Genomic DNA, 21219 nt, shown 5'->3' on the forward strand with positions numbered 1-21219 from the left:
CACCCACCTCGGCCGGGTGCTGGACGCCGAGGTGGGGGCCACGAGGGCGGCCGGATCGACGAGGCGGCTAGCGGGCTTGGGAGACCGCGACTTCCTTCCTCAACTCGCGGCGCAGGATCTTCCCCGACGCGGTGCGCGGAATGTCGGTGACCATGATCAGCCGGGAGGGCACCTTGTAGGTGCTCAGCTTGCCGGCCAGCCAAGTGCGGATCTCCTCCTCGGACGCCGGCTCCCGCAGCACGACGAAGGCGACCGGCGTCTCGCCGCGCCGCTCGTCCGGCGCCCCGACGACCGCACAGTCCGAGACGGCCGGATGCGCCAGGATCGCCGACTCCACTTCGACGGGCGCGACCTGAAGTCCCGACACCTTGATGAGATCCTTCAGCCGGTCGGTCAGGATCAGCCACCCGCCGGGTTCGACCCGTCCGATGTCGCCGGTCCGCAGCCAGCCGCCGTCGAGGAGAACGTCGGCATCGGCGTCCTCGGGCAGGTAGCCGATCATGCGCGCGGGACTCCGCGCGATGATCTCGCCCTCCGTGCCCGGCGGGACGTCCTGCAAGGTGGCCGGATCGACGATCCGGACCTCGCAGTCCGAGCGCGGGACGCCGACGGAGTCGACCCGGCACAGCTCCGGGCTCTCCGCCGGGTTGCAGTGCAGGCCGAGCAGCTCCGTCATGCCGTAGCCGATCACCCAGTGCAGGCCCGTCCGCTCGGTCACCGTCTTCGCGATCGACTCGTTCACCGCCGTCGCGCACCAGACGAGGACGCGGACCGACGACACGTCGAACGATTCCAGGCCGGGCAGTGCCGCGATCTTCTGGGCGACAGGCGCCACGAGCATGGAATGGGTGATCCGTTCCCGCTCCATCTCCGCCGCGATCGACTCGGCATCGTTGCCCGTCGTGAGGTGCAGCGTCGCCCCGGCCATCGCCGACCCGATGATGGTCGAGGCACCGAACCCGGTGAACAGGGGCAACGGGAACTGCTGGCGGTCTGCGAACCGCAGCCTGATCGCCGACTTCCAGTTGATGACCGAGGCGCCGAGCGAGTAATGGCTGTGCCGGACGGCCTTGGGCGCCCCCGTGGTGCCGGAGCTGAAGAAGAGCATGGCCTCGTCCTGCTCCCACCGCAGCTCCGCGGATTCGACGGGCTCGGCGCTCTGGCCGTGGATCGCGCTCCAGAAGGTCCCGCTCGTCTCGCGGTCGATGGTCCACAGTGGGCGGCCCGTCGCCTCGGCCGCGACGCGTGACACCTCATCGGTGATGATCAGCTTCGGGTTCGTGAGCGCGACGCTCTTGGCCAGCTCTTCCGCATTCCAGCGGGGGTTCACCACGACGATCGCACCGCCCGCGCGGAGGATGCCGAAGAGCGTGATCGGCCACTCGATCCCGTTCGCCGCCGCCATCATGACGCGGTCGCCGGGGCGGAACCCGGCCGCAAGGAACGCCCGCGCGAGCGCATTCGCCATGGCGTCGAGCTCGCGGAACGAGATCGACTGGTCACCGCTGACGACGGCGGTGCTCTCGGGATGCCGGTCGGCGGTGGCCACGAGGTGGTCCGCGAGATTGCGGCGCGGATAGTACAGAGATGGCCGGGGGATCAACGTTCTTCTCCTCTGCTGCGGAACAGGCGCCTGGAACGATGCACGTCCGCCGGGGCCGCCCATGACAGGGTCCTCTAACGAAGAGGAGTCTGAACGGGTCTGCGCATCGGCGTCGTGCCGCAACCGTTCAGTCCGATGCCGGCAGGGCCTTCGCCGCCTTCTGGGTGAGTTCCCGGTCGTTGACGGTCAACGGGCCGGGCCCGGCCTTCGTGCACAGGACCTCGACGCCACTTTCGTCGTCGCTGTAGCGCTTGCCCAGCAGGATCGGGGGACCGTCGACAGGCTCCGGCGCGGCCGGCTCCGCACCGGGCGCGCGCATCTCCGCGCCGGCGCACATCAGCACCGCCGGGCCGTCGATTCCCTTGATGACGATGACCTCGCACGTCGAATTCCTGCCGCGCAACCGGGTACCGGGCCCCAAGCTCACATCGTCCTCCTCGACAACGAGTACTGTTGCTGGCGATGAGCCATACTGTAATGAATACAGTACTAGTATCCGAGAGATGGGCTACAGCCGTCAAGAGCGCCGATCCGCTCGTGACCGCGTGCCTGCCACCGTCGAACCAGAGGGGGCTTCGTGAGTATACGGACGAAATCGGCCGGCAAGGTTGGCCCGGCATGACCCTGATCGAGCCTGTGGTGACGCGGATTCCCGCGGCGGGCGTCGAGGTGGCCGGCGAGGACTGCCAGGTCGACGACGCCAGGGGCACTGTGCTGTTCCTCCACGGCGGAGGTCAGACCCGCCATTCGTGGCGGGGTTCGGCCGGGAGACTGGCGCGGGCCGGGTGGCGCACCCTCGCGCTCGACACGCGCGGGCACGGCGACAGCGGCTGGGCACCTGACGGCGACTACTCGATGGACGCTCTCGTGGCCGATCTCGCGGCGGTGGTCGCCCAACTCGGCGAGGACGGCGGGCCTCCGCCGGTGTTCGTCGGTGCGTCCCTGGGCGGCCTGACCTCGCTGGTGGCCGTGGCCGAGGAGCGGGTGTCCGCACGCGCACTCGTGCTCGTCGACGTGGCGCCGCGGATCGAACCCGCCGGCGCCGAGCGGATCGGCGCGTTCATGCGCCGCCATTCCGCCGACGGTTTCGAGACGCTGGAGGACGTGGCCGCGGCCGTGTCCGACTACAACCCGCACCGGGCGCGCCCCGCCAGTTTCGACGGCCTGCGCAAGAACGTGCGCCAGGCCGAGAACGGCCGCTGGTACTGGCACTGGGATCCCGCCTTCATGCGGCCGCCGGCCGAACGTGACGGCCGGCCGGTCGGCGATGAGGAGCGCATGCGCGAGGCGGCCCGCCGGATCCGGGTCCCGACGCTCGTCGTCCGTGGCGTGCAGTCCGATGTGCTCAGCGAGGACGGGGTGCGTGACTTCCTGTCCCTGGCACCCCACGCTAGGGCCGTCGACGTCACCGGCACCGGTCATATGGTCGCCGGTGACGACAACGACGCGTTCACTGATCAGGTCAGGCGGTTCCTCGATACCGTGTGACCCGGAAGGGCCGGGTCACCGGCCCTTCCATCGCGGTTCGCGCTTCTCCGCGAAAGCGCGAGCGCCTTCGAGCGCGTCCTCGCTCTCGAACACCTTCGCACGCTCGCCCTCCTGCGCCGCGCGCGCCGCGGCGACGCCGTCGGTGAACGCCACACGCATCAGCTTCTTCGTCGCGAGGACGCCCAGCGGGCCGTTCTCGCCGATGCGCCTGGCGACGTCCAGCGCGGTGTCGAGCACGTCCTCGGCCGGGACGACACGGTTGACCAGGCCCAGCTCGTACGCCCGCGCGGCGTCGATGAGATCGCCGGTCAGGCCCAGTTCGAGTGCGATCCCGAGCGGGATCCGGCCGGGCAGCGTGGTCCCGCCGCCGGCGGCGAACAGGCCGCGCTTGACCTCGGGGAGCCCGAACTTCGCCTTGTCTGACGTGACCACGATGTCGCAGTTGAGGAGGAGTTCCCACCCGCCCGCGACCGCGGTCGCGTTGGCGGCGCCGATGATCGGCTTGGGGTACCGGCCCTGGCTGAACATCATGAAATGTGTGGTGTCGGCGGCCGGCCCGGACGCCTGGGAGCGCTCCGCGAAGGCCTTGAGGTCCATGCCGGCGCAGAACGCCCGGTCGCCCGCGCCGGTCAGCACGATCGCGCGCACCCCGGTGTCCTCGAGGCACTCGCGGAACGCGGTCGAGATGTCGGCCATCAGCTCCGGGCTCAGTGCGTTGCGCTGGTCCGGCCGGTTGAGCGTGAGGACCTCGACAGGGCCTTCACGACGGCGTAGCAGATCCATGGCGGTTGGTACCTTCCGGTAATGATTTCGGCGGAGGGTCAGGCTTCCGCGGGTTCGGGACGGCGCCAGAACCCGGCCAGCTGTCCGGCCGCACCGCCGGCGCCGACCAGCACCGTGACGAGTGCGCGGGTCAACGGCGTGCCGACCTTGTCGGCGCCCAGGGCGCGGTCAAGGCTGAACCGGCCGCTGCCCAGGGCCGACAGGGCGGTCGCGGCCGCACTGATGAAAGCGACGTACTCCCAGCCCTCGGAAACGATGAAGTAGCCGTTCGGGCGGTGCACCGTCTGGTAGGCCACGCCCATCGTGCCCACGATCGCGGCGGTGCTCAGGGGCGTCAGTGCGCCCACGGCGACGGCCGCGCCGGAGCCGATCTCGACGACCGAGCTCAGCTGGGCCTGCAGCCGTGGTTGCCGGAACCCGATCGAGGAGAACCAGCCCGCCGTGCCGTCGAGGGTGCGACCGTGTCGCACGCCGTGCGCGATCATCGTGCCGGCGATGGCGCCCCGGAGGATCAGTCTGGCGAGGTCCCCGTCGGACGACTTGCGGCGGGATTGCCTGCGGTTCTTCACTTCGTTCTCCCCATGCGGCCGGCTGTCTGATCTGCGGTAAGGCTTACGACAATAATTTCGGTAATTTATCACCGGAGTTCGATCGAGACAACGGCGTCAGTTCGCGCCGCCCATGGTGACGACCAGCTTGCCGATCGCCTGCCGGTCGCGCACCGCGGCGAGCGCGTCCGCGACGTCGTCCAGTGCGTAGCGCCCGCCGACGTGCGGCCGGAGCCGCCCGGTGCGGAAATGCTCGAACAGTTCGTCCTCGTCGCGCCGGGCGTCCTCGGGGCGGTGTTCGGCGAAGGTGCGGATCTCCATGCCGCACACGACGAGCCCCTTGAGCAGTACGAGATTGAGCGGGATGGCGGGGATTGCGGAACTGGCGAACCCGAGGCAGACGAAGCGGCCACCCCACGCCAGGGCGCGCAGCGCCGGTTCGCTGTACTGCCCGCCGACCGGGTCGATCACCACGTCGGCGCCGCCCCCGGTGAGCTCCTTGATCCGCTCCTTGAGGTTCTCCCGGCTGTAGTCGATCGTCTCGTGCGCGCCTCGTTCCCGGCAGATACCGGCCTTCGCCGGGGTGGAGACGGCGGCGACCACGCGGGCGCCCAGTGCGGCCGCGACCTCGACGGCGGCCAGGCCGACACCGCCGGCCGCGCCGAGCACCACGACCTGGGTGCCGGTGCGCACCGCGGCGACGCTGCGGACCGCGTGATAGGCGGTGAGGTAGGTGACCCGGAAGGCGGCCGCCTCGGCGAAACCGGCATCCGCGGGCACCGGCCACAGCGCGTCGGCGCGCACGGCGATCCGCTCGGCGAACGCGCCGATCGCCGCGGTGCCCGCGACCCGGTCGCCCGCCACCAGGCCGGTGACGCCGGGACCGACCGTGCGGACCGTCCCGGCGAACTCCGAGCCCGGCGTCAGCGGGAGCGGCCAGCGCACCTGGTAGCCGCCGTTCATGATGAGCAGGTCCGGGTAGTTCACCGCCGCGGCGGCGATGTCGACCACCACCTCGCCGGGCCCGGCCACCGGATCGTCGACCTCCTCCACCCGCAGGTTCTCGACCGGCCCGTAGGCGGTGACTCGGGCTGCTTTCATCGGCATCTCCTCACAGAGTCCGGAATGCCCCACCGTCGGCGAGGACCTGCGCGCCATTGAGGTAACCCGAGGCGTCGGACGCGAGGAACACGCACAGCCCGACGAGATCCTCGGGCCGGCCGATGCGCCCCATCGGGTTGGACTCCCCGCTCCGCCGCTTCTGCTCGGGCGGCCACGCCCTGGTGACGTCGGTGTCGAACGCGCCCGGGAGCACGAGGTTCGCCCGCACCTTCGGCGCCCATGCCCCGGCCAGCCCGAGCGTCATGGCGTTGAGCCCGGCCTTCGCCATCGCGTACGGCAGGTCGATCACATGCGGCCGCAACGAGCCGGCCGTCGAGATGTTGATGATCGACCCGCCGGCACCGGCGTGCATCCGCGACCCGAACAGCGTCGCCAGCCGGAACGGCCCCTTGGCGTTGACGGCGTGCGTCTTGTCATAGAGCGCCTCGGTGACCGACACCAGATCGGGGTAGAGCGGGGACATTCCGGCGTTGTTCACGAGCACGTGGCAGGCACCGAAGGCGTCGTAGACGGCATCGACGAGGCGGTCGCACTCGTCCCAGCGGCTGACGTTGACCTCCAGCCCCACCGCCCGGCGCCCGGTGGCCCGCCTGATCTCGTCGGCCGCGGCCTGGCACGCGGTGAGCTTGCGGCTCGCGACGACGACGTCGGCACCCGCGGCGGCGAGGCCGCCGGCGACGGCCCGGCCGATGCCCCGGCTGCCGCCGGTGACGACCGCGACCCTGCCCGACAGGTCCAGCCACTCCGCGGGACCGCTCACCGGGCACCCCGGTAGTCGCTCGTGGCCGCGAGTTCGGCGGCACCGGCCATCAGGTCCAGCACCGTCTTGCCGAAGGACAGCAGCTTCGTGTCGTCGCCGGCGCGCTGGTAGCCCTGCTCCAGAACGATCGCGAGCTTCCATTTCGCGAGCACCTGGTAGTAGTCCATGTCGTCGACCTGGCGGCCGGAGCGCTCGGCGTAGTACTCGATGAGCGCGGTGCGGCCGGGCATCCCGGTGAGGGCGACGTAGCCGTCCGCGCCATGGGCCGCGGTGTCCTCGGGCCAGGAGTGCATGAGCCAGCCGAGGTCGAGCTTCGGATCGCCGACGGTGCCCATTTCCCAGTCGATGACCGCGGCGAGCCGGGCCGGCGCTCCGTGGTGGTACATGACGTTCGCGAACTGGTAGTCGCCGTGCATGATGCCGGGCACGAAGTCGAGGGGACGGTGTTCGGCGAGCCAGCGGGTCGCCTCGTCGTAGCCCGGCACCTCGCGGGCCCGGACTCGGTCGTAGAACCTGGTCCAGCGCGGCACCTGGCGGTCGTGGAATCCGTCGGGGCGACCCAGATCGCCGAGGCCGCGCGCCCGCCAGTCGACGGCGCCCATCAGCACGACGCCGTCCACCAGTTGCTCGGCCAGGCCGGGGCGGGTGGTGAGATCCTTGTCGAACGGCGCCGGCCAGTCGTCCCCGCCGACCGGTGACCAGCCGTCGACGAATCCCATGAGGTAGAACGGCCGATCCAGCACGGCGGGGTCGGAACACATTCCGATCGCCGCGGTGTGGGGCACGTCGGTGCCGTCGAGCGCTTCGATGATCCGCCACTCGCGCAGGATGCCTTCGTCGCGCGAAGCCGGCGCGGTGGCGGGCGGGATGCGCAGCGCCGCGTGCAGGTCCCCGCGGCGGATCTCGAAGATCTGGTTCTGGCTGCCGCCCGAGATGAAGCCCCATTCCAGCGGAGCGCCCTTTCCGGGCAGCCCGGCACTGTCCATCCAGGACACGAGTGCATTCGTGTCGAGCCCGGTTCCGGTGGCGGTCATCGGGTGGTTCCCTTTCCGAGCAGGTCGGCCTCGGCCTGGGCGCGGAGCGTCGGAATGTGTTCGGTCGGCCAGAGACCGGGGGCGGGGGAGTAGCCGCGCAGCAGTTGCCTGGCGACAGTGCCCTGGTGCACCTCGGTGGGCCCGTCGGCCAGCGCCAGCGACATACCCGCGAGGTAGAACCGGAGCAGGGGCAGGTCGTAGGTCGTGCCGAGCGCGCCGTGGACCTGGATGGCGCGGCGGGCGACCGCTTCGAGCACCCTCGGGGTCTGCACCTTGATCGCCGCGATGTCCTTGCGAACCCGGTTGTAGTCGTTGTACTTGTCGATCTGCCAGGCGGTGTACATGACGAGCAGCCGGAACTGCTGGATCTCCAGGTAGGAGTCGGCGAGCATCGCCTCCACGGCGCCCTTGCGGCCCAGCGGTTCGCCCTTGGTGGTGCGGGACAGGGCGCGCTCGGCCATCATGTCGAGGCATCGCTGCGCCCCGCCGACCGAACGCATCGCGTGGTGGACGCGCCCTCCGCCGAGGCGCGTCTGGGCGACGCCGAACGCGTCACCCTCGGCGCCGAGCAGGGCCGACGACGGAACACGGACGTCGCGGTAATGGACGAGCGCTTCGGCGCCGTCGTCCGGTTGCTCCCCCGCATGCGCCAGGTTGCGCTCGATGTCGATTCCCGGAGTCTCCGCCGGGACGAGGAACATCGACATGCGCTTGTTCACCGGCGCGTCCGGGCTGGTGACCGCCATGACGATGAAGAAGCTCGCCCAGCGCGCGTTGGACGAGAAGAACTTGGTGCCGTTGATGACCCAGTCGTCCCCGTCCTGCTCCGCGCGGGTCACGAAGACACCGGGGTCGGCGCCGCCCTGGGGCTCGGTCATCGAGAAGCACGACACGATGTCGCCTTCGAGCAACGGTTCGAGGAAGCGCGCCTTCTGCTCCGGCGTGCCGTAGTGGGCGATGATCTCCGCGTTACCGGTGTCGGGCGCCTGTGTGCCGAAGATGCGCGGGGCCCAGATCGACCTGCCGAGGATCTCGTTGAGCATGGCCAGCTTCAGCTGACCGTAGCCCTGGCCGCCAAGTTCGGGCCCGAGGTGGCAGGCCCACAGTTTCTTGTCCCGCACCGCTTGCTTCAGCGGGTCGATCACCCGGCGCTGCTCGTCGGTCAGTGGCCGGTAGGTGTCGTGCGGCCACAACGCGTCCAGCCGGTACACCTTGCCGGTGACGAACGCCTCGGCCCAGGTCAACAGCTCTGCGAAGTCGGGTTCGACGGTGAAGTCCCAGGTCATGACGGCTCCTGTGCGGCACGGTGATAAGATCGGCAGAATAGGCATACTCTCGATCGAGAATCAACATTCTGCACGGCGAGGATGCCGACTCCGCACTCCTTGGAGGACTTCCATGTCGCTGCCCGCAGAGCCCGCCGAGAGCCCCGATCCGGCCGTCCGCGTCGCGGTCGAACGCGCGCTGTCCAAGCGGCGCGGGGATGCCGAGCGGGAGGTGGAGGACATTCTCGACGCCACCCTGCGGGTGGCCGCGCGCGCCGCACCCAACGCGCCGCGGGTGGCCGACATCGTCGCCGAGGCGGGCACGTCCAACCAGGCGTTCTACCGCTATTTCAGCGGCAAGGACGAGGTGCTGCGGGCGGCGCTCGAGCGCGGCACCGACCGGGTGTACGGCTTCCTCGCGCACAAGGTCGCGAAAGCGTCCGGTCCGGCCGAACAGATCGAGGCCTGGGTTCGCGGCGTGCTGGCCCAGGTCATCGACGATACCGCGGCTCGGCAGAGCCGGGCCATCGTCAGCAATCTGGGGGAACGGGCCGTCGCCGAAGCCGGTGCGGGAGGTCTCGGCAAGGTGCGCGACCTCCTGCGCGAGGCCGTGCGGGCGGCGGGAAGCAGGCAGGTCGACCTGGACACCGGCGCCGTCTTCGATCTCACCTTCGCCGTGCTCAGGCGGCACTCCCAGGACGGCACGGCGCCGACTCCCGCGGAGTGCGGCCATCTCGTACGGTTCTGCCTGGCCGCGATAGGTGTCGCCGCCACCGGCTGAGGTGCCTCCTGCGGCGACCTCGGCGCTTCGGCGCTTCGGCGCCGAGGTGATCGCGAGGTTCCGCCGCGCCCGGCCAGGGGATGGTCAACGCACCAACCGTATCCCATACGGTAGTATTCGCGAGACCGGCCCGAGGAGTTCGGACACCGAACCGCGCAGGCTGGGCGACACCGGTGTCCAGGTGGTCCCGGCCGGAGCGGTCCGACGTCCTCGATCATCGGGCCACGTGCGCCGGAGCAACTCGAGGGTCGGCTCGCGGCCGGGGAGCGCGGCGACGAACAACGACAACGCCGTCAGGAGACGCCTCATGAGTGAGTACACCTTCATCACCTACGAGACACTGGACGAGGGCACGATCGCCCGCATCACCCTCAATCGCCCGGAGGCGCGCAACGCGCAGAACCGCGGGATGCTCGTGGAGCTGAACGACGCGTTCTTGGCCGCCGAGGCCGATGACACCGTCCGGGTCGTGATCCTGCGCGGTGCGGGAAAGATGTTCACCGCCGGCCACGACATGGGTTCGGCCCTGTCGGTCGCCGAGCGCGAGCCCGGCCCGGACCAGCACCCGACGTACGCGATGAACGGCGGCACCCGCCCGAGGCCCGAGGCGCGGATGACCCAGGAGTGGCACTACTTCTTCCGGAACACGCTGCGGTGGCGGGACCTGCGCAAGATCACGATCGCCGAGGTGCACGGCAAGGTGTACGCGGCCGGCCTGATGCTGATGTGGGCCTGCGACCTGATCGTCGCGGCCGAGGGCACCGAGTTCGCGGACGTGGTCGGGACGCGGCTCGGGATGTGCGGTGTCGAGTACTTCGGCCACCCGTGGGAGTTCGGGCCCCGCAAGGCCAAGGAGCTGATGCTCACCGGCGACTCGATCGACGCCGAGGAGGCGCACCGCCTGGGCATGGTGGGCAAGATCTTCCCGGCGGACACCCTGTCCGACCGCACGGTCGACTTCGCCCGGCGGATCGCGCGGATCGACACGATGGCGGCGCTGCTCATCAAGGAGTCGGTGAACCAGACGGTCGACAACATGGGATTCACCAACGCGCTCAACGCCTGCTTCAGCATGCACCAGATCAATCACAGCGGGTGGGCCGAGCGGACCGGGGGATACCCCGCCGGAACGCCCGAGCTGGGGGTGCCGGCATGGAACGAGGCGCCGCCGGTCCGGCCCGCCGTCGTCAGCGAGCCGTAGCCCGGTAACGAGAACGGCCGGCACGCGCATCGTGTGCCGGCCGTTCTCGCGTGGCTACATGGCGCCGGACTGCGGCCCGCGCGCACTGACGTGCCCGGGGAAGCGCCGGATCATCGAGTCCTGGCTGAAGGACGACACGAGTGTCCCGTCCTGCGTGAAGAGCCGGCCGGTTCCGTAGACGCGGCCCCTGCCGGCGTACGCGGCATCGTTGGCCAGCAGGTGCCAGTCCGCGGCGTCGGACGCTTCGTGGAACGTGAGCGTGTGCGTGACAACGCCCGTGGACAGCGAGGCGTGTGCCATGCTGCCGCCGACGCCCGCGTGCGGGCGCATCGCCGCCCCGATCAGCATGTTGTCGGTGTACCAGGCCGAGATCGCGTGGTTGCGGGCACGGTCCCCGCGCGGCGCGTCCGGCCACCGGACCCACACCGCGACCTCGGGCGGTCCGACCTGCTCCGGGTCGCCGAGGTCCACGTCGCCGACGATCCGCACCTCGGCCCCGTGGTGGCTCAGGTTCTCGGCGGGCTTGGCCTGCTCCGGGTCGCCGACCGCCGGCAGCGGCGGCGCATGCCGGATGACGTCCTCTTCCTCGGTGTCGAGCAGGACCGTGGCCCGGCTGATGTGCCGCTGCCCCTGCCGCACGGCCACCCCGACGGTGGCCATCGTGCGTCCCGAGTGCAGCGTGTCGACCGAGAATTCGAGCGGCTGAGCCACATCGCCGGCGCGCGGGAACATGATCTGCAGCGACCGCACGACCTTGTCGCCGTGCGAGGCGGCCGCCGCCATCAGCACCTGGCCCATCAGCTGTCCGCCGAAGACCGGCCGACCGTCCCCGACCAGCACACTTTCGCCGCGGAACTCGTCCGCGGCCGGACTGGTCAGCTCCAGCGCCTGAATCGCCGTCAGCATCCTGTTTTCCTCGTCTCGCTCATCGGCTGCGGGGCAGGCCGAGCGAACTCCGGCCCACGTTGTTCCGCCAGATGTCCGTGGTGCCGCCGTAGATCTGCGTGGCCGGGGCCATGGCCCGGGCCCACGCCGCGCTGCCCTGGGCGGCCGCTCCGTCGGCCCCCTCGGCCAGCACCCCGGCGGGTGCCATCAGGTCGACCAGCAGCTCCGCGTCGCGCAGCAACGTCTCCGATGCCGTGACCTTCCCGAACTCCGAAGGCGTGTTCCACTCCACCTCGATGTCGAGCAGGACACCGGCGAGAGCGTGCCGCACGAGCGGATCGTCGATGGCGAGGACGCCGGGCTCCAGCTCGGTGGTCCGCGCCCATTCGACCGCCAGGTCGAGCATCTCCTCCAGGGTGCGGACGAACGCCGAGCCCATCGAGCCGTTCAGCTCGGCCAGCTCGCTTCCCTCGCCGGCACCGTGCTCGGTGGCGAGCGGTTCGGAGACGACCCGCCATCCCTCGCCGACCGGACCGAGCCTGTAGCTGTCGGGCACCCGGACGTCCCGATAGAAGGTCATATTGGTGCCCACGTGCCCCATGGCGCTGATGGGTTTCACCTCGATGCCGGGAGTGTCCATCGGGACCAGGAACATCGTGAGCGACCGGTGCTTCTCCTCCACCGGGCCGGTCCGCGCCAGCAGGAACACGTAGTCGGCGATCTCGGCGTAGGTGGTGAACATCTTCGCGCCGTTGATCACCCACTCGTCGCCGTCCCGCACGGCCCGGGTGCGCGCGGCGGCCATGTCCGAGCCGCTGTCGGGTTCGCTGTAGCCGAGGCAGAACGACGCCCGGCCGCTCTCCAGCGCCGGCAGCGCCGTCGCTCGCAGCTGGTCCGAGCCGTACTTGCGCACCGTGGGCAGTATCAGGCCGTTGCCGAACCTTGGCACGCGGTACTCGACCTGCAGCAGGTCGAGGATCCGGGCCCGGACCGCGTCGAGCTCCGCGCCGCCCCGCGACCGCGGGCTGCGGGGGTGCACCCACCCGCGCTCGGCCAGTTGCTCGATGAGCTCCTTGCTCGGGCGCTCGTGGTCCAGATTCAGCGCGTGCGGGTCGGGTGTCCAGTGGTTCTCGAAGACCTCGCGCACTTCCGCTTCGAAGGCCCGCTGCTCGTCGTCGAGCTCGATCCGGCTGAAGTCCATCACGCACCCCCGGTGGCGACGAGGGAACGGCCGGGCACCGGGCGCCGCTCGACGCGGTCCAGTGCGGTGGCGATCTCGGCGAGGTGGATGCGGCTGCCGCCGCCGAGCCGGCCCCAGAGCGCGGATCGGCGATGGTACAGACTGATGTCCGACTCGAGCATGAGGCCGAAGCCGCCGTGGACGTGCACGCAGTCGCCGGTGATCCGGGGCGCGACCCGGGCCGCGTTGGCGAGAGCCATCACCGGCAACTCCGGGCGTGTCAAGGGTTCCTCGGACTGGAACCAGGCCGCCTTCAGCGTGAGGTTTCGCGCCGCTTCGACGGCCTCGTGCGCATCGACCAGACGGTGGCCGACCGCCTGGAACGTCGCGATCGGGACGCCGAACTGGTGCCGTTCCAGCGCGTAGTCGCGGGCCAGCGCGACCGCCCCGTCGCCGAGGCCCACCAGCGCCGCGGCGGTGACGACCCGCCACTCGGAAAGCGCTTTCCGCCACGCTTCCTCGGCGACGTCGCCGGTAGCCAGAACGGTCTGTGAGACCTCCGGATCCGCCGGGTCCCACAAGGCGACCGGCGCTGCGGCGTCGTTGGCCGTCTGAGGTGGCGGGGTGTCCCGGCGCAGCAGCACCAGCTCGGTGCCGCGGCGGGCGAGCACCCCGTGCGCCAGGGCGCCGCTGGGGACCAGGTGCCGCCCCGAACCACCGTGGGACAGCGGTGCCAGGGAGTAGATCGTCTCACCGGAAACGGCCGCGTCCACGTCGATGCCGCCGCCGTCGAGGCGGCAGAGGGCGCGGGCCGCCACCGCGTGGTCGGCCAGTGGCACGGGGGCGAGGGTGCGGCCGGCGGCCTCCGCGGCGAACGCCAGCTCGACGAGCCCGGCTCCCTGGCCGCCGCGCGCCTCGGGCAACGCCAGCCCGACGATGCCGGCGTGCTCGGCGTTCTGCCAGAGCGCCGGGTCGAAGCCGAGTGGCTCGGCCGCGCGGACCACGTCGGCGGGTGAATGCCGGCCGAAGAAGCCGGCGAGCATCGCGCAGACCTCGGTCTGCTGCTCGTCGAAGGAATAGTCGTTCCGGCGCAGTTCGATGGTCATGTTCCTCTTCCGGTGAGTGCGGACCGGTCTCGTGGTCAAGCGGTCGCGGACGTCTCTGCGCACCGGACTGGACGTGGCCGCGGTGGTTGACGACGGGAACTTATAGAATGCTTAATAGTGTACCCTACAGTATGGGCTTTAGTAGAGGTTCGGACCGGGAAGGATCCAGCACATGACCGAGGCGTCACCTCAGTTCACCGATGCGCCGATCTTCGATGCCGACCAGCACATGTACGAGACCCCGGACGCGCTGACCCGGTACCTGCCGGAGAAGTACCGCTCCGCCGTGCAGTTCGTCCAGGTCGGCAGGCGAACGAGGATCGCGATCCTCAACAAGATCACGGACTACATCCCCAACCCGACCTTCGACCGCGTCGCCGCACCGGGTGCGTACGAGCCGTTCTATTCCGGCAACAACCCGGAGAGTAAGTCGCTGAAGGAGCTCGGCGGCCGGGGCGTCGACTCGATTCCCGCCTGGCGGGAGCCCGAGGCCCGGATGAAGGTCCTGGACGAGCAGGGGGTCGACAGCACGCTCGTGTACCCCACACTGGCCAACCTGGTCGAGCACTCGGCCGCGGAGGACCCCGAGCTCGTCGTGGCGGTCATGCACGCGCTGAACCGCTGGATGCTCGACCAGTGGCAGTACGTCTACCAGAACCGGTTGTTCATGACCCCGGTCATCAGCTGCGCTCTCGTCGACGACGCCCGGCGGGAGCTGGAGTACGTCATCGAGAACGGCGCCAAGGTGGTGCTCATGAAGCCGGCGCCGGTGAAGGGCCTGCGGGGCTGGCGTTCGCCGGCGCTGCCGGAGTTCGACCCGTTCTGGGCCGACGTCCAGGACGCGAACATCCCGGTCGTGCTGCACGCGAGCCAGCCGCCGTTGACCGACTACGTCAACAGGTGGGAGCCGCCGTCGACGAACAGCGCGTTCGCCGGCAGCGCGTTCCGCCGGGTGGTGCTGGGGCATCGCGAGATCGCGGACATGCTGGCGAGCCTGATCTGCCATGGCACGCTCACCCGGTTCCCGAAGCTGCGCATCGCGAGCATCGAGAACGGCAGCCACTGGATCCAGTCGCTGTTCACCGAACTCGAGGTCTCGTACTCCAAGGAGCCGACCTCGTTCCCCGAGCACCCGATTGAGGCGTTCCGCCGCAACATCTGGGTCAGCCCGTTCTGGGAGGGGTCGGTCGAGGACGTCGTCAACACCGTCGGCTGGGACAAGGTCCTGTTCGGGTCGGACTACCCGCACCCCGAGGGCCTGGCGGAGCCGAAGGGCTACTTCAAGTACGCCGAGGGCATGTCCGAGAAGCGCACCTACGACTTCATGGGTGACAACACGCGCCGTTTCATGGGCCTGCCGGTCGTCTACAAGGCCGAGGAGGAAGCGCCTGTGCCGGTCTGATGGGCAGGACGGTCGACCTCGGGGGGTTCGCGCGTGCGCGAACCCCCCGAATGCTTGTACTCAGCGGAACGAGCTGAACAAGGTGTCGGATCCGGCGCTCGACGCCGACTGGGTCAGGCCGCCGGCCGCACGCGAGGGGCGCCTGCGGGCATGGCCGTTCAGATGTTGAAGCGCAGCGCGCCGTCGATGCGGATGACCGTGCCGTTGAGGTAGTCGTTCTCGGCGATGTGCCGTGCCAGCCGGGCGTACTCGTCGGCGTGGCCCATGCGCTTGGGGTTCGGCACGCCCGGGCCCCACTTCGCCTGCGCCTCCTCCTCGCTCATCCGGTACGCGGGCGTGAAGAACGTGCCGGGGGCGATGCACATGACCCGGACCCCGGTCGGCGCGAGGTCGCGCGCCGCGGTCAGGGTCAGGCCGATCACCCCGCCCTTGGCGGCGGAGTAGTCGCTCTGGCCCACCTGACCCTCGAAGCCGGCGATGCTGGCGGTGGAGATCACGACGCCGCGCTGGTCGTCCTCGAGCGGATCGTTCTGGGCCATGGCCGCGGCGGCCTTGCTCATCACGCGGTAGGTGCCGGTGAGGTAGACGTCGACGGTAGTGGCGAAGATGTCGGCGGAGTAGGCCTCGCCCTTGCGGTTCACCATCCGCCGGGCGGCGACCGGTCCACCGTGGACGATGACGGTCGTGCGCAGTGGGGCCAGCCCGGCCGCGGCCGCGATCGCCTCGTCCACGGACTCGTCGCTGGTGACGTCGGTGGGCACGAAGGCCGCCGTGTCGCCGAGCTCGTCCGCGAGCGCCTTGCCCTTCTCCTCCGCGAGGTCCGCGATGACCACCTTCGCCCCCGCGGCGACGAGCCTGCGGGTGGTCGCCGCGCCGAAGCCGCCGGCGCCGCCGGTCACGAGTGCGGACGATCCGGAAAGGTCCATGTTCTCTCCTTGGGAAGGCGCTGCGTGCGTCACTGGTGTGCCCGGCCGCAGGGACCGGTTCCGGGCCCCTCATGACTACTGTACTGTTGTAGTTATCGTAATGACTACTATTGCGTGTTGCAGAGTCGGGTACGGTACACACCCCCAGAGAGGTGCACATGTCCGCTCCGGTCATCGTCAGCGCGGCTCGTACGGCCATCGGGACGGCAGGGAAGGGCACTCTCGCCGACACCAGCGGAGAGACGCTCGCCGCGGCGATCGTGGAGGAGACCGTGCGCCGCTCCGGGCTCGAGCCCGCGAAATTCGACGACGTGATCATTGCCGAAAGCCTCTACGGAGGCGGTGCCCTGGCCCGCTATGCCGCCGTGGTCACCGGGATGCCTGATGTGCCCGGAGCGGCCGTGAACCGGCACTGCGCGGGCAGTCTCACCTCGATCGGCATGGCGGCCGCGTCGATCGCGTCGGGGATGGAGTCGGCGATCGTGGCGGGCGGTGTGCAGGCGACCTCGATGGGGCCGCGCCTGCGTCAGCGTGTCCCGGGCACCGCCGGCGAGTACGTCGACTGGTACCCGCCGACCCACCCGGACTCGCCCGACGCGCCGAACCGGGACATGTCCATCTCCGTAGGCTGGAACACCGCCAAAGAGGCGGGGATCACCCGCGAGGAGCAGGACGCCTGGGCGTACCGGTCCCACGTCCGCGCGATCGCGGCGATCGATGCCGGCAAGTTCACCGACGAGATCGTCCCCCTCAAACTGACCGGGCCTGGCGGCGCGGTGGTCGAGTTCGCCGTGGACGAGCACCCGCGGCGTACGACCTCACTCGAGAAGCTGGCCTCGCTCAAGGTCCTGCACCCGGAGATCCCCGGTTTCTCCATCACCGCGGGCAATGCCAGCGGGGTCAACGACGCGGCCGCCGCGGTGGCGGTGGCCGCCGCGGAACTGGCCACCGCGGAAGGGCTGACGCCGATGGCGAAGATCGTCGCCTGGGCCTCGGCCGGGGTTGCTCCCGCGCGCATGGGTTTCGGCGGGCTCGTCGCCGCCGAGAAGGTGCTGCGGCGGGCGGGCCGGACGCCCGCCGACGTGACCCTGTGGGAGATCAACGAGGCGTTCGCCTCCGTCCCGATCGCCGTCTGCGGGGAGTTCGGCCTCGACGAGGAGCGGGTGAACTTCAGCGGCAGCGGGTGCAGCCTCGGCCATCCGGTGGCCGCTTCGGGCGCGCGCATGATCGTGACGCTCGTGCACGAGCTGCGCCGCCGCGGCGGTGGTCTCGGGATGGCGACGATGTGCGCGGGCGGCGGTCAGGGCGGTGCGGTCCTGATCGAGGTCTGACTCCGAAAAAACGAGCCGGAACCACTACAGCACGACGCCCGACCGAGCTGAGGAGCCGCCCGATGGGGCTTGCCATCACCGAGGAGCACCAGGAACTCGCGACCGTTGTCCGGGAGTTCGCCACCGAGCAGCGGGTCCGGGCCGCCGCGCGCGCCGTACTGGACCCGGACGCGCCCTCCGTGCCGGACGTGTGGAAGCGGATCGCCGACCTGGGCTGGCTCGGGCTGCACCTGCCGGAGTCGGCCGGCGGGTCCGGGTTCGGCCTGCCGGAGCTGGCGGTCGTCGTCGACGAGCTGGGGCGCGCGGTCGGTCCCGGTCGGCTGCTGCCGACCGTCACCGCGTCCGCCGTGCTGGCCGGCTCGGGCGGCGAAGCGCTGCGCGAGCTCGTCACGCGGCTGGCCGACGGCTCGGCCGTCGCCGGGCTGGGGCTGGCGCCCGGCCTGACCCGCGAGGCCGACGGTGGCTTCACCGGGGAGCTGACGGTGCTGGCGGGGCAGTGGGCCGACGTGTTCGTGCTCGCGGCCGGCGACGATCTGCTCGTCGTCCCCGCCGGTGCCGGCGCGCTCGCCGTGGCCCCCGTGACCGGGTTGGATCCGTCGCTGGGGCTGGCGAAGGTCACCGTCACCGGCCTGGCCGCGGCCGACGGTCACGTGCTGGCCGGAGCGGCGGGCGCCGCGGTCTCGCTGCTGCGGACGCTGGCCGCCGCCGAGGCCGCCGGCGGGGCGCGGGGCTGTCTGGACTTCGCGTTGGAGTACGCCAGGGTCCGGGAGCAGTTCGGCCGGCCGATCGGCAGTTTCCAGGCCGTCAAGCACCACCTGGCCACCATGCTCGTCGGCGTCGAGCTCGCGACCGCGCTCGCCTGGGACGCGGCGAGGGGCGCGGCCACGGCCGACGAGGCCGGGCTGACGGCGGCGGCCGCGGCCGGGTTCGCGCTGCGCAACTACCAGGACTGCGCGCGCAGGGCCATCCAGATCTTCGGCGGCATCGGCTTCACCTGGGAACACGACGCGCACCTGTACCTGCGGCGTGCCGGTGCGCTCCAGGCCGTGGTGGCGGCACTGGGCTCGCCCGAGGACGAGGTCTTCGCGGCCACGAAGGCCGGCGTGCGGCGGCAGTTCACGATCGACCTGCCCGAGGAGGCGCAGATCCACCGGGCCGAGGCCCGGAAGTTCCTCGAGCGGTACCGCGCCACGCCCGACGGCGAGCGCCGGGCGCTACTCGCGTCGTCCGGCTACCAGGTTCCGCACTGGCCCGAACCGTTCGGGCGGGGCGCCACCGCCGTCGAGCAGCTCGTCCTGGAGGAGGAGCTGTCCGAGGTCGAGGCGCCTTCGCTCGGCATCGGCGGATGGGTGCTGCTGACCCTCGCGCAGACCGCGAACGAGGAGCAGATCCGGCGGTGGATCGCGCCGGGGCTGCTCGGCGAGCAGCGGTGGTGCCAGTTGTTCAGCGAGCCGAACGCCGGCTCGGACGCGGCCGCCGTGCAAACGCGTGGCACGCGGGTCGACGGTGGCTGGCGCGTGAACGGCCAGAAGGTCTGGACCAGTGACGCGCAGAACTGCAACCGGGGCCTGGCGACCGTGCGCACCGACCCGGAAGCCCCCAAGCACAAGGGCATCACGGCGATGGCCGTCGACCTCACCGCGCCCGGTGTCACGATCCGGCCGCTGCGCGAGATCACCGGCCAGGCGTTGTTCAACGAGGTCTTCTTCGACGACGTCTTCGTTCCCGATGAGGACGTGGTGGGGGAGCCGAACGACGGCTGGCGGGTCGCCCGGGCCACGCTCGGCAACGAGCGGGTGTCCATCGGCGGCGGTTCCCGGGAGGGCCTCTCGGCCTGGGATCTGCCGGGCATCGCGAGCCGGTACGGCGTCACCGACACCGAGCACACCCGCGCCATCGCGCGGCTTGTCACCGAGGAACAGGCGATGCGCGCGCTGAACCTGCGTCAGGCGACGCGCGCCGTGGCCGGTGCCGGGGCGGGACCGGAGGGCAACGTGACGAAGCTGCTGTCGGCCGAGCACGCCCAGCGCGTCACCGAGCTGGCGGTCGAGCTGTCCGGCACGGCCGCGGTGACCGGGGACGAGGAGGCGATCATGTTCGAGTACCTCTTCGGTCGCTGCCTGTCGATCGCGGGCGGCACGTCCGAGATCACCCGCAACGTGATCGCGGAGCGGATCCTCGGCCTGCCGCGGGATCCGCTCGCGCGCTGAACCGGCTTTCCGGCGGGAACCCAGCCGTTCAACGCGCTGAGCAGCGCGGAACCGGAGAGCGCGTGACTCAGGACAGCACGTCGAGCACGGTCTCCGCGGGCCCCGCCAGCACGAACTCGCTGACCTGGGTGAGGTGCCGGCGCCAGTGGGCGACGGCCTTGTCGACGTCCTTCTGCCTGATCAGGTCGACGACCTTGGCGTGCGCCTTCTGCACCAGCTGGACCGAGGGCCCGGCGTTCGCGCTGTCGCGGTTGGCGTTGATGACCGACTGGTTGTGCTGTTCGATGATGGCGTAGAGCATGTCGAGCAGCACGATCATGGTCTGGTTGCCGGACAGCTCCATCAGCAGCCGGTGGAACTGCAGGTCGGCCTGCTCGGAGAACGCGATGGGATCTTCCAGCAGCTGCTCTCCCTGGGCGAGTGCCTTGCCGAGGGTCTTCAGGTCCGCCGCGGAGCGCCTGCGGGCAAGGAACTCGACGCCGCTGGCCTCCAGCGCGGTACGCGCGGCGTACACGTCGGCCAGCGTGGTGCCGCGGTACTGCAGCAGGGTCCCGGCGTAACGGCCCGCTGTCCTGGGGTCGGGGACCAGCACGTGTGCTCCGCCGCGGGCACCACGGCGGATCTGGATGATCTGCTCGGACTCCAGGATGCGGAAGGCTTCGCGCAGGGTGGGCCGGGAAACGCCGAACTGCTGCATCAGGGTGTTCTCCGAGGGGAGCCCGTCGCCCTCTTTGAGCTCGCCGGTGACGATCTGCCGCCGCAACTGCGCGGCCACCATCTCGCCGGCCTTCGGCACCCGTACGGTGGTGGGCCTGATCCCGGCCACGACTTCCCCTTCCGGATGATGAACGCGATTATCCTACTTGCCGCGTGCGACCGTAGGGGCGCGGTCGAATCCTGTTGTTCAGATCACTCATTCACCGCATTCGCCTGGGCGGCTCGTGGGTGGTCAGCCCGCTTCCCGCACCGCCACACCATGCTGTACGGCGAGCGTGCCCTGATTTCAGCGCGGCTCGGCGCCGAGTGCGCGGAAGACGAAGTCCGTCACCAGTTCGGCGGCCTTCGTGGCGCTCATCGTGGTCGGACGGGACATCCGGTCGGTGAAGGCTCCGCTGACGACGGCCAGGATCAGCCTGGCGTCGGTCTCGGGTTCGGCCGCGGGGAAGGATCCGTCCGCGTGGCCCTCACGCAGGATCTGGGCGATGGTCGCCTTGTGCTCCGCCATCACCCGCGCGTGTTCGGCCGGGTAGCCTTCGGCGCGCACGACTTCGGGGGAGTTCAGCAGCGTGACGCGCCGGCGACGCCCGGAGTGCGCGGTGAGTTCGAGGAAGCCGCGGATCCAGGTCTGCATGGCCTCGCGCGGCGAGCCTGCCGCGGCCGTCGCGGCGCGCAGCTCGGCGTCCACGCGTTCGCCGTCCTGGCGGTACAGCGCCAGGAGCAGGCTGTCCTTGGACTCGAAGTGGCGGTAGAAGGCACGTGTGGACAGGCCCGCGGCCGTCAGGATGTCCGTGACCGAGATGCCGCCGGGGCGTGCGGCCAGGCACCGGTAGGCCGCGTCGACGATCCTCGCGCGTTCCGAGGCCTCCGCCTCCAC

At 70.6% G+C, this 21219-nt stretch carries 20 protein-coding genes; 6 read left to right on the forward strand and 14 right to left on the reverse strand.

Annotation, left to right across the window (positions count from 1 at the left end; genetic code table 11):
• Positions 1-67: 67 nt before the first annotated feature.
• Entirely contained in the window at positions 68-1603 is a 1536-nt protein-coding gene (locus BM339_RS30420) for a class I adenylate-forming enzyme family protein (protein WP_177287820.1), read from the reverse strand.
• A gap of 127 nt (positions 1604-1730) precedes the next feature.
• Positions 1731-2030: a hypothetical protein gene (locus tag BM339_RS30425; protein ID WP_024934056.1), complete on the reverse strand. Its 300-nt coding sequence runs from the start codon at positions 2028-2030 to the stop codon at positions 1731-1733.
• 191 nt (positions 2031-2221) lie between these two features.
• Here BM339_RS30425 and BM339_RS30430 point away from each other — a divergent pair, with 191 nt between their 5' ends.
• Positions 2222-3091 carry an alpha/beta fold hydrolase gene (locus BM339_RS30430; protein ID WP_218163801.1) on the forward strand — a complete coding sequence of 290 codons (870 nt, stop codon included), beginning with the start codon at positions 2222-2224 and terminating at the stop codon, positions 3089-3091.
• A gap of 15 nt (positions 3092-3106) precedes the next feature.
• Here BM339_RS30430 and BM339_RS30435 read toward each other — a convergent pair whose 3' ends face one another.
• From BM339_RS30435 to BM339_RS30460, 6 genes are all read right to left on the reverse strand, one after another.
• Positions 3107-3874, reverse strand: a complete 768-nt coding sequence (locus BM339_RS30435; protein ID WP_021591969.1) for an enoyl-CoA hydratase/isomerase family protein — start codon at positions 3872-3874, stop codon at positions 3107-3109.
• 38 nt (positions 3875-3912) lie between these two features.
• Complete coding sequence (locus tag BM339_RS30440) at positions 3913-4443, reverse strand: DoxX family protein (RefSeq protein WP_075023075.1); 531 nt, start codon at positions 4441-4443, stop codon at positions 3913-3915.
• Positions 4444-4539: 96 nt separating this feature from the next.
• Positions 4540-5523: an NADPH:quinone oxidoreductase family protein gene (locus BM339_RS30445; RefSeq protein WP_075023076.1), complete on the reverse strand. Its 984-nt coding sequence runs from the start codon at positions 5521-5523 to the stop codon at positions 4540-4542.
• 10 nt (positions 5524-5533) lie between these two features.
• Entirely contained in the window at positions 5534-6304 is a 771-nt protein-coding gene (locus tag BM339_RS30450; protein WP_021591966.1) for an SDR family NAD(P)-dependent oxidoreductase, read from the reverse strand.
• On the reverse strand, positions 6301-7338 hold the full coding sequence (locus BM339_RS51815) for a phosphotransferase family protein (RefSeq protein ID WP_075023077.1): 1038 nt from the start codon (positions 7336-7338) through the stop codon (positions 6301-6303). The genes BM339_RS30450 and BM339_RS51815 overlap by 4 nt, the downstream gene beginning before the upstream one ends.
• A complete protein-coding gene (locus BM339_RS30460) occupies positions 7335-8624 on the reverse strand; it encodes an acyl-CoA dehydrogenase family protein (protein WP_075023078.1) in 1290 nt (429 codons plus the stop codon). Before BM339_RS30460 ends, BM339_RS51815 begins: the two co-directional genes overlap by 4 nt.
• A 112-nt stretch (positions 8625-8736) precedes the next feature.
• On the opposite strand from BM339_RS30460, the gene BM339_RS30465 reads away from it, so the two are divergent.
• Positions 8737-9384: a TetR/AcrR family transcriptional regulator gene (locus tag BM339_RS30465; RefSeq protein WP_021591963.1), complete on the forward strand. Its 648-nt coding sequence runs from the start codon at positions 8737-8739 to the stop codon at positions 9382-9384.
• 307 nt (positions 9385-9691) lie between these two features.
• A complete protein-coding gene (locus BM339_RS30470; protein WP_021591962.1) occupies positions 9692-10585 on the forward strand; it encodes an enoyl-CoA hydratase in 894 nt (297 codons plus the stop codon).
• Between the two features lie 54 nt (positions 10586-10639).
• On the opposite strand, the gene BM339_RS30475 is transcribed toward BM339_RS30470, so the two are convergent.
• The 3 genes from BM339_RS30475 to BM339_RS30485 are packed head-to-tail and all read right to left on the reverse strand — an operon-like array spanning position 10640 to position 13756.
• Entirely contained in the window at positions 10640-11491 is an 852-nt protein-coding gene (locus tag BM339_RS30475) for an acyl-CoA thioesterase (protein ID WP_021591961.1), read from the reverse strand.
• 19 nt (positions 11492-11510) lie between these two features.
• Positions 11511-12671, reverse strand: a complete 1161-nt coding sequence (locus tag BM339_RS30480; protein WP_021591960.1) for an acyl-CoA dehydrogenase family protein — start codon at positions 12669-12671, stop codon at positions 11511-11513.
• Positions 12671-13756, reverse strand: coding sequence for an acyl-CoA dehydrogenase family protein (locus BM339_RS30485; RefSeq protein WP_075023079.1), 1086 nt, complete (start codon positions 13754-13756; stop codon positions 12671-12673). The genes BM339_RS30480 and BM339_RS30485 overlap by 1 nt, the downstream gene beginning before the upstream one ends.
• A gap of 172 nt (positions 13757-13928) precedes the next feature.
• Here BM339_RS30485 and BM339_RS30490 point away from each other — a divergent pair, with 172 nt between their 5' ends.
• Positions 13929-15158 (forward strand): amidohydrolase family protein, encoded by a 1230-nt coding sequence (locus BM339_RS30490; RefSeq protein ID WP_075023080.1) that lies wholly within the window; start codon positions 13929-13931, stop codon positions 15156-15158.
• Between the two features lie 158 nt (positions 15159-15316).
• Here BM339_RS30490 and BM339_RS30495 read toward each other — a convergent pair whose 3' ends face one another.
• Positions 15317-16084 carry an SDR family NAD(P)-dependent oxidoreductase gene (locus BM339_RS30495; RefSeq protein ID WP_075023081.1) on the reverse strand — a complete coding sequence of 256 codons (768 nt, stop codon included), beginning with the start codon at positions 16082-16084 and terminating at the stop codon, positions 15317-15319.
• A 158-nt stretch (positions 16085-16242) separates the two neighbouring features.
• Here BM339_RS30495 and BM339_RS30500 point away from each other — a divergent pair, with 158 nt between their 5' ends.
• Together BM339_RS30500 and BM339_RS30505 are read left to right on the forward strand one after the other, a co-directional pair.
• Positions 16243-17415: a thiolase family protein gene (locus BM339_RS30500; protein WP_021591956.1), complete on the forward strand. Its 1173-nt coding sequence runs from the start codon at positions 16243-16245 to the stop codon at positions 17413-17415.
• A gap of 62 nt (positions 17416-17477) precedes the next feature.
• Complete coding sequence (locus BM339_RS30505) at positions 17478-19625, forward strand: acyl-CoA dehydrogenase family protein (protein WP_021591955.1); 2148 nt, start codon at positions 17478-17480, stop codon at positions 19623-19625.
• A 67-nt stretch (positions 19626-19692) separates the two neighbouring features.
• On the opposite strand, the gene BM339_RS30510 is transcribed toward BM339_RS30505, so the two are convergent.
• Positions 19693-20451, reverse strand: coding sequence for a FadR/GntR family transcriptional regulator (locus BM339_RS30510; protein WP_021591954.1), 759 nt, complete (start codon positions 20449-20451; stop codon positions 19693-19695).
• 177 nt (positions 20452-20628) lie between these two features.
• The gene (locus tag BM339_RS30515; protein WP_033329942.1) at positions 20629-21219 is read right to left on the reverse strand and encodes a TetR/AcrR family transcriptional regulator; all 591 of its coding nucleotides are present in this window, start codon (positions 21217-21219) and stop codon (positions 20629-20631) included.

Source organism: Actinomadura madurae (assembly GCF_900115095.1).
Taxonomy (GTDB): Bacteria; Actinomycetota; Actinomycetes; order Streptosporangiales; family Streptosporangiaceae; genus Spirillospora; species Spirillospora madurae.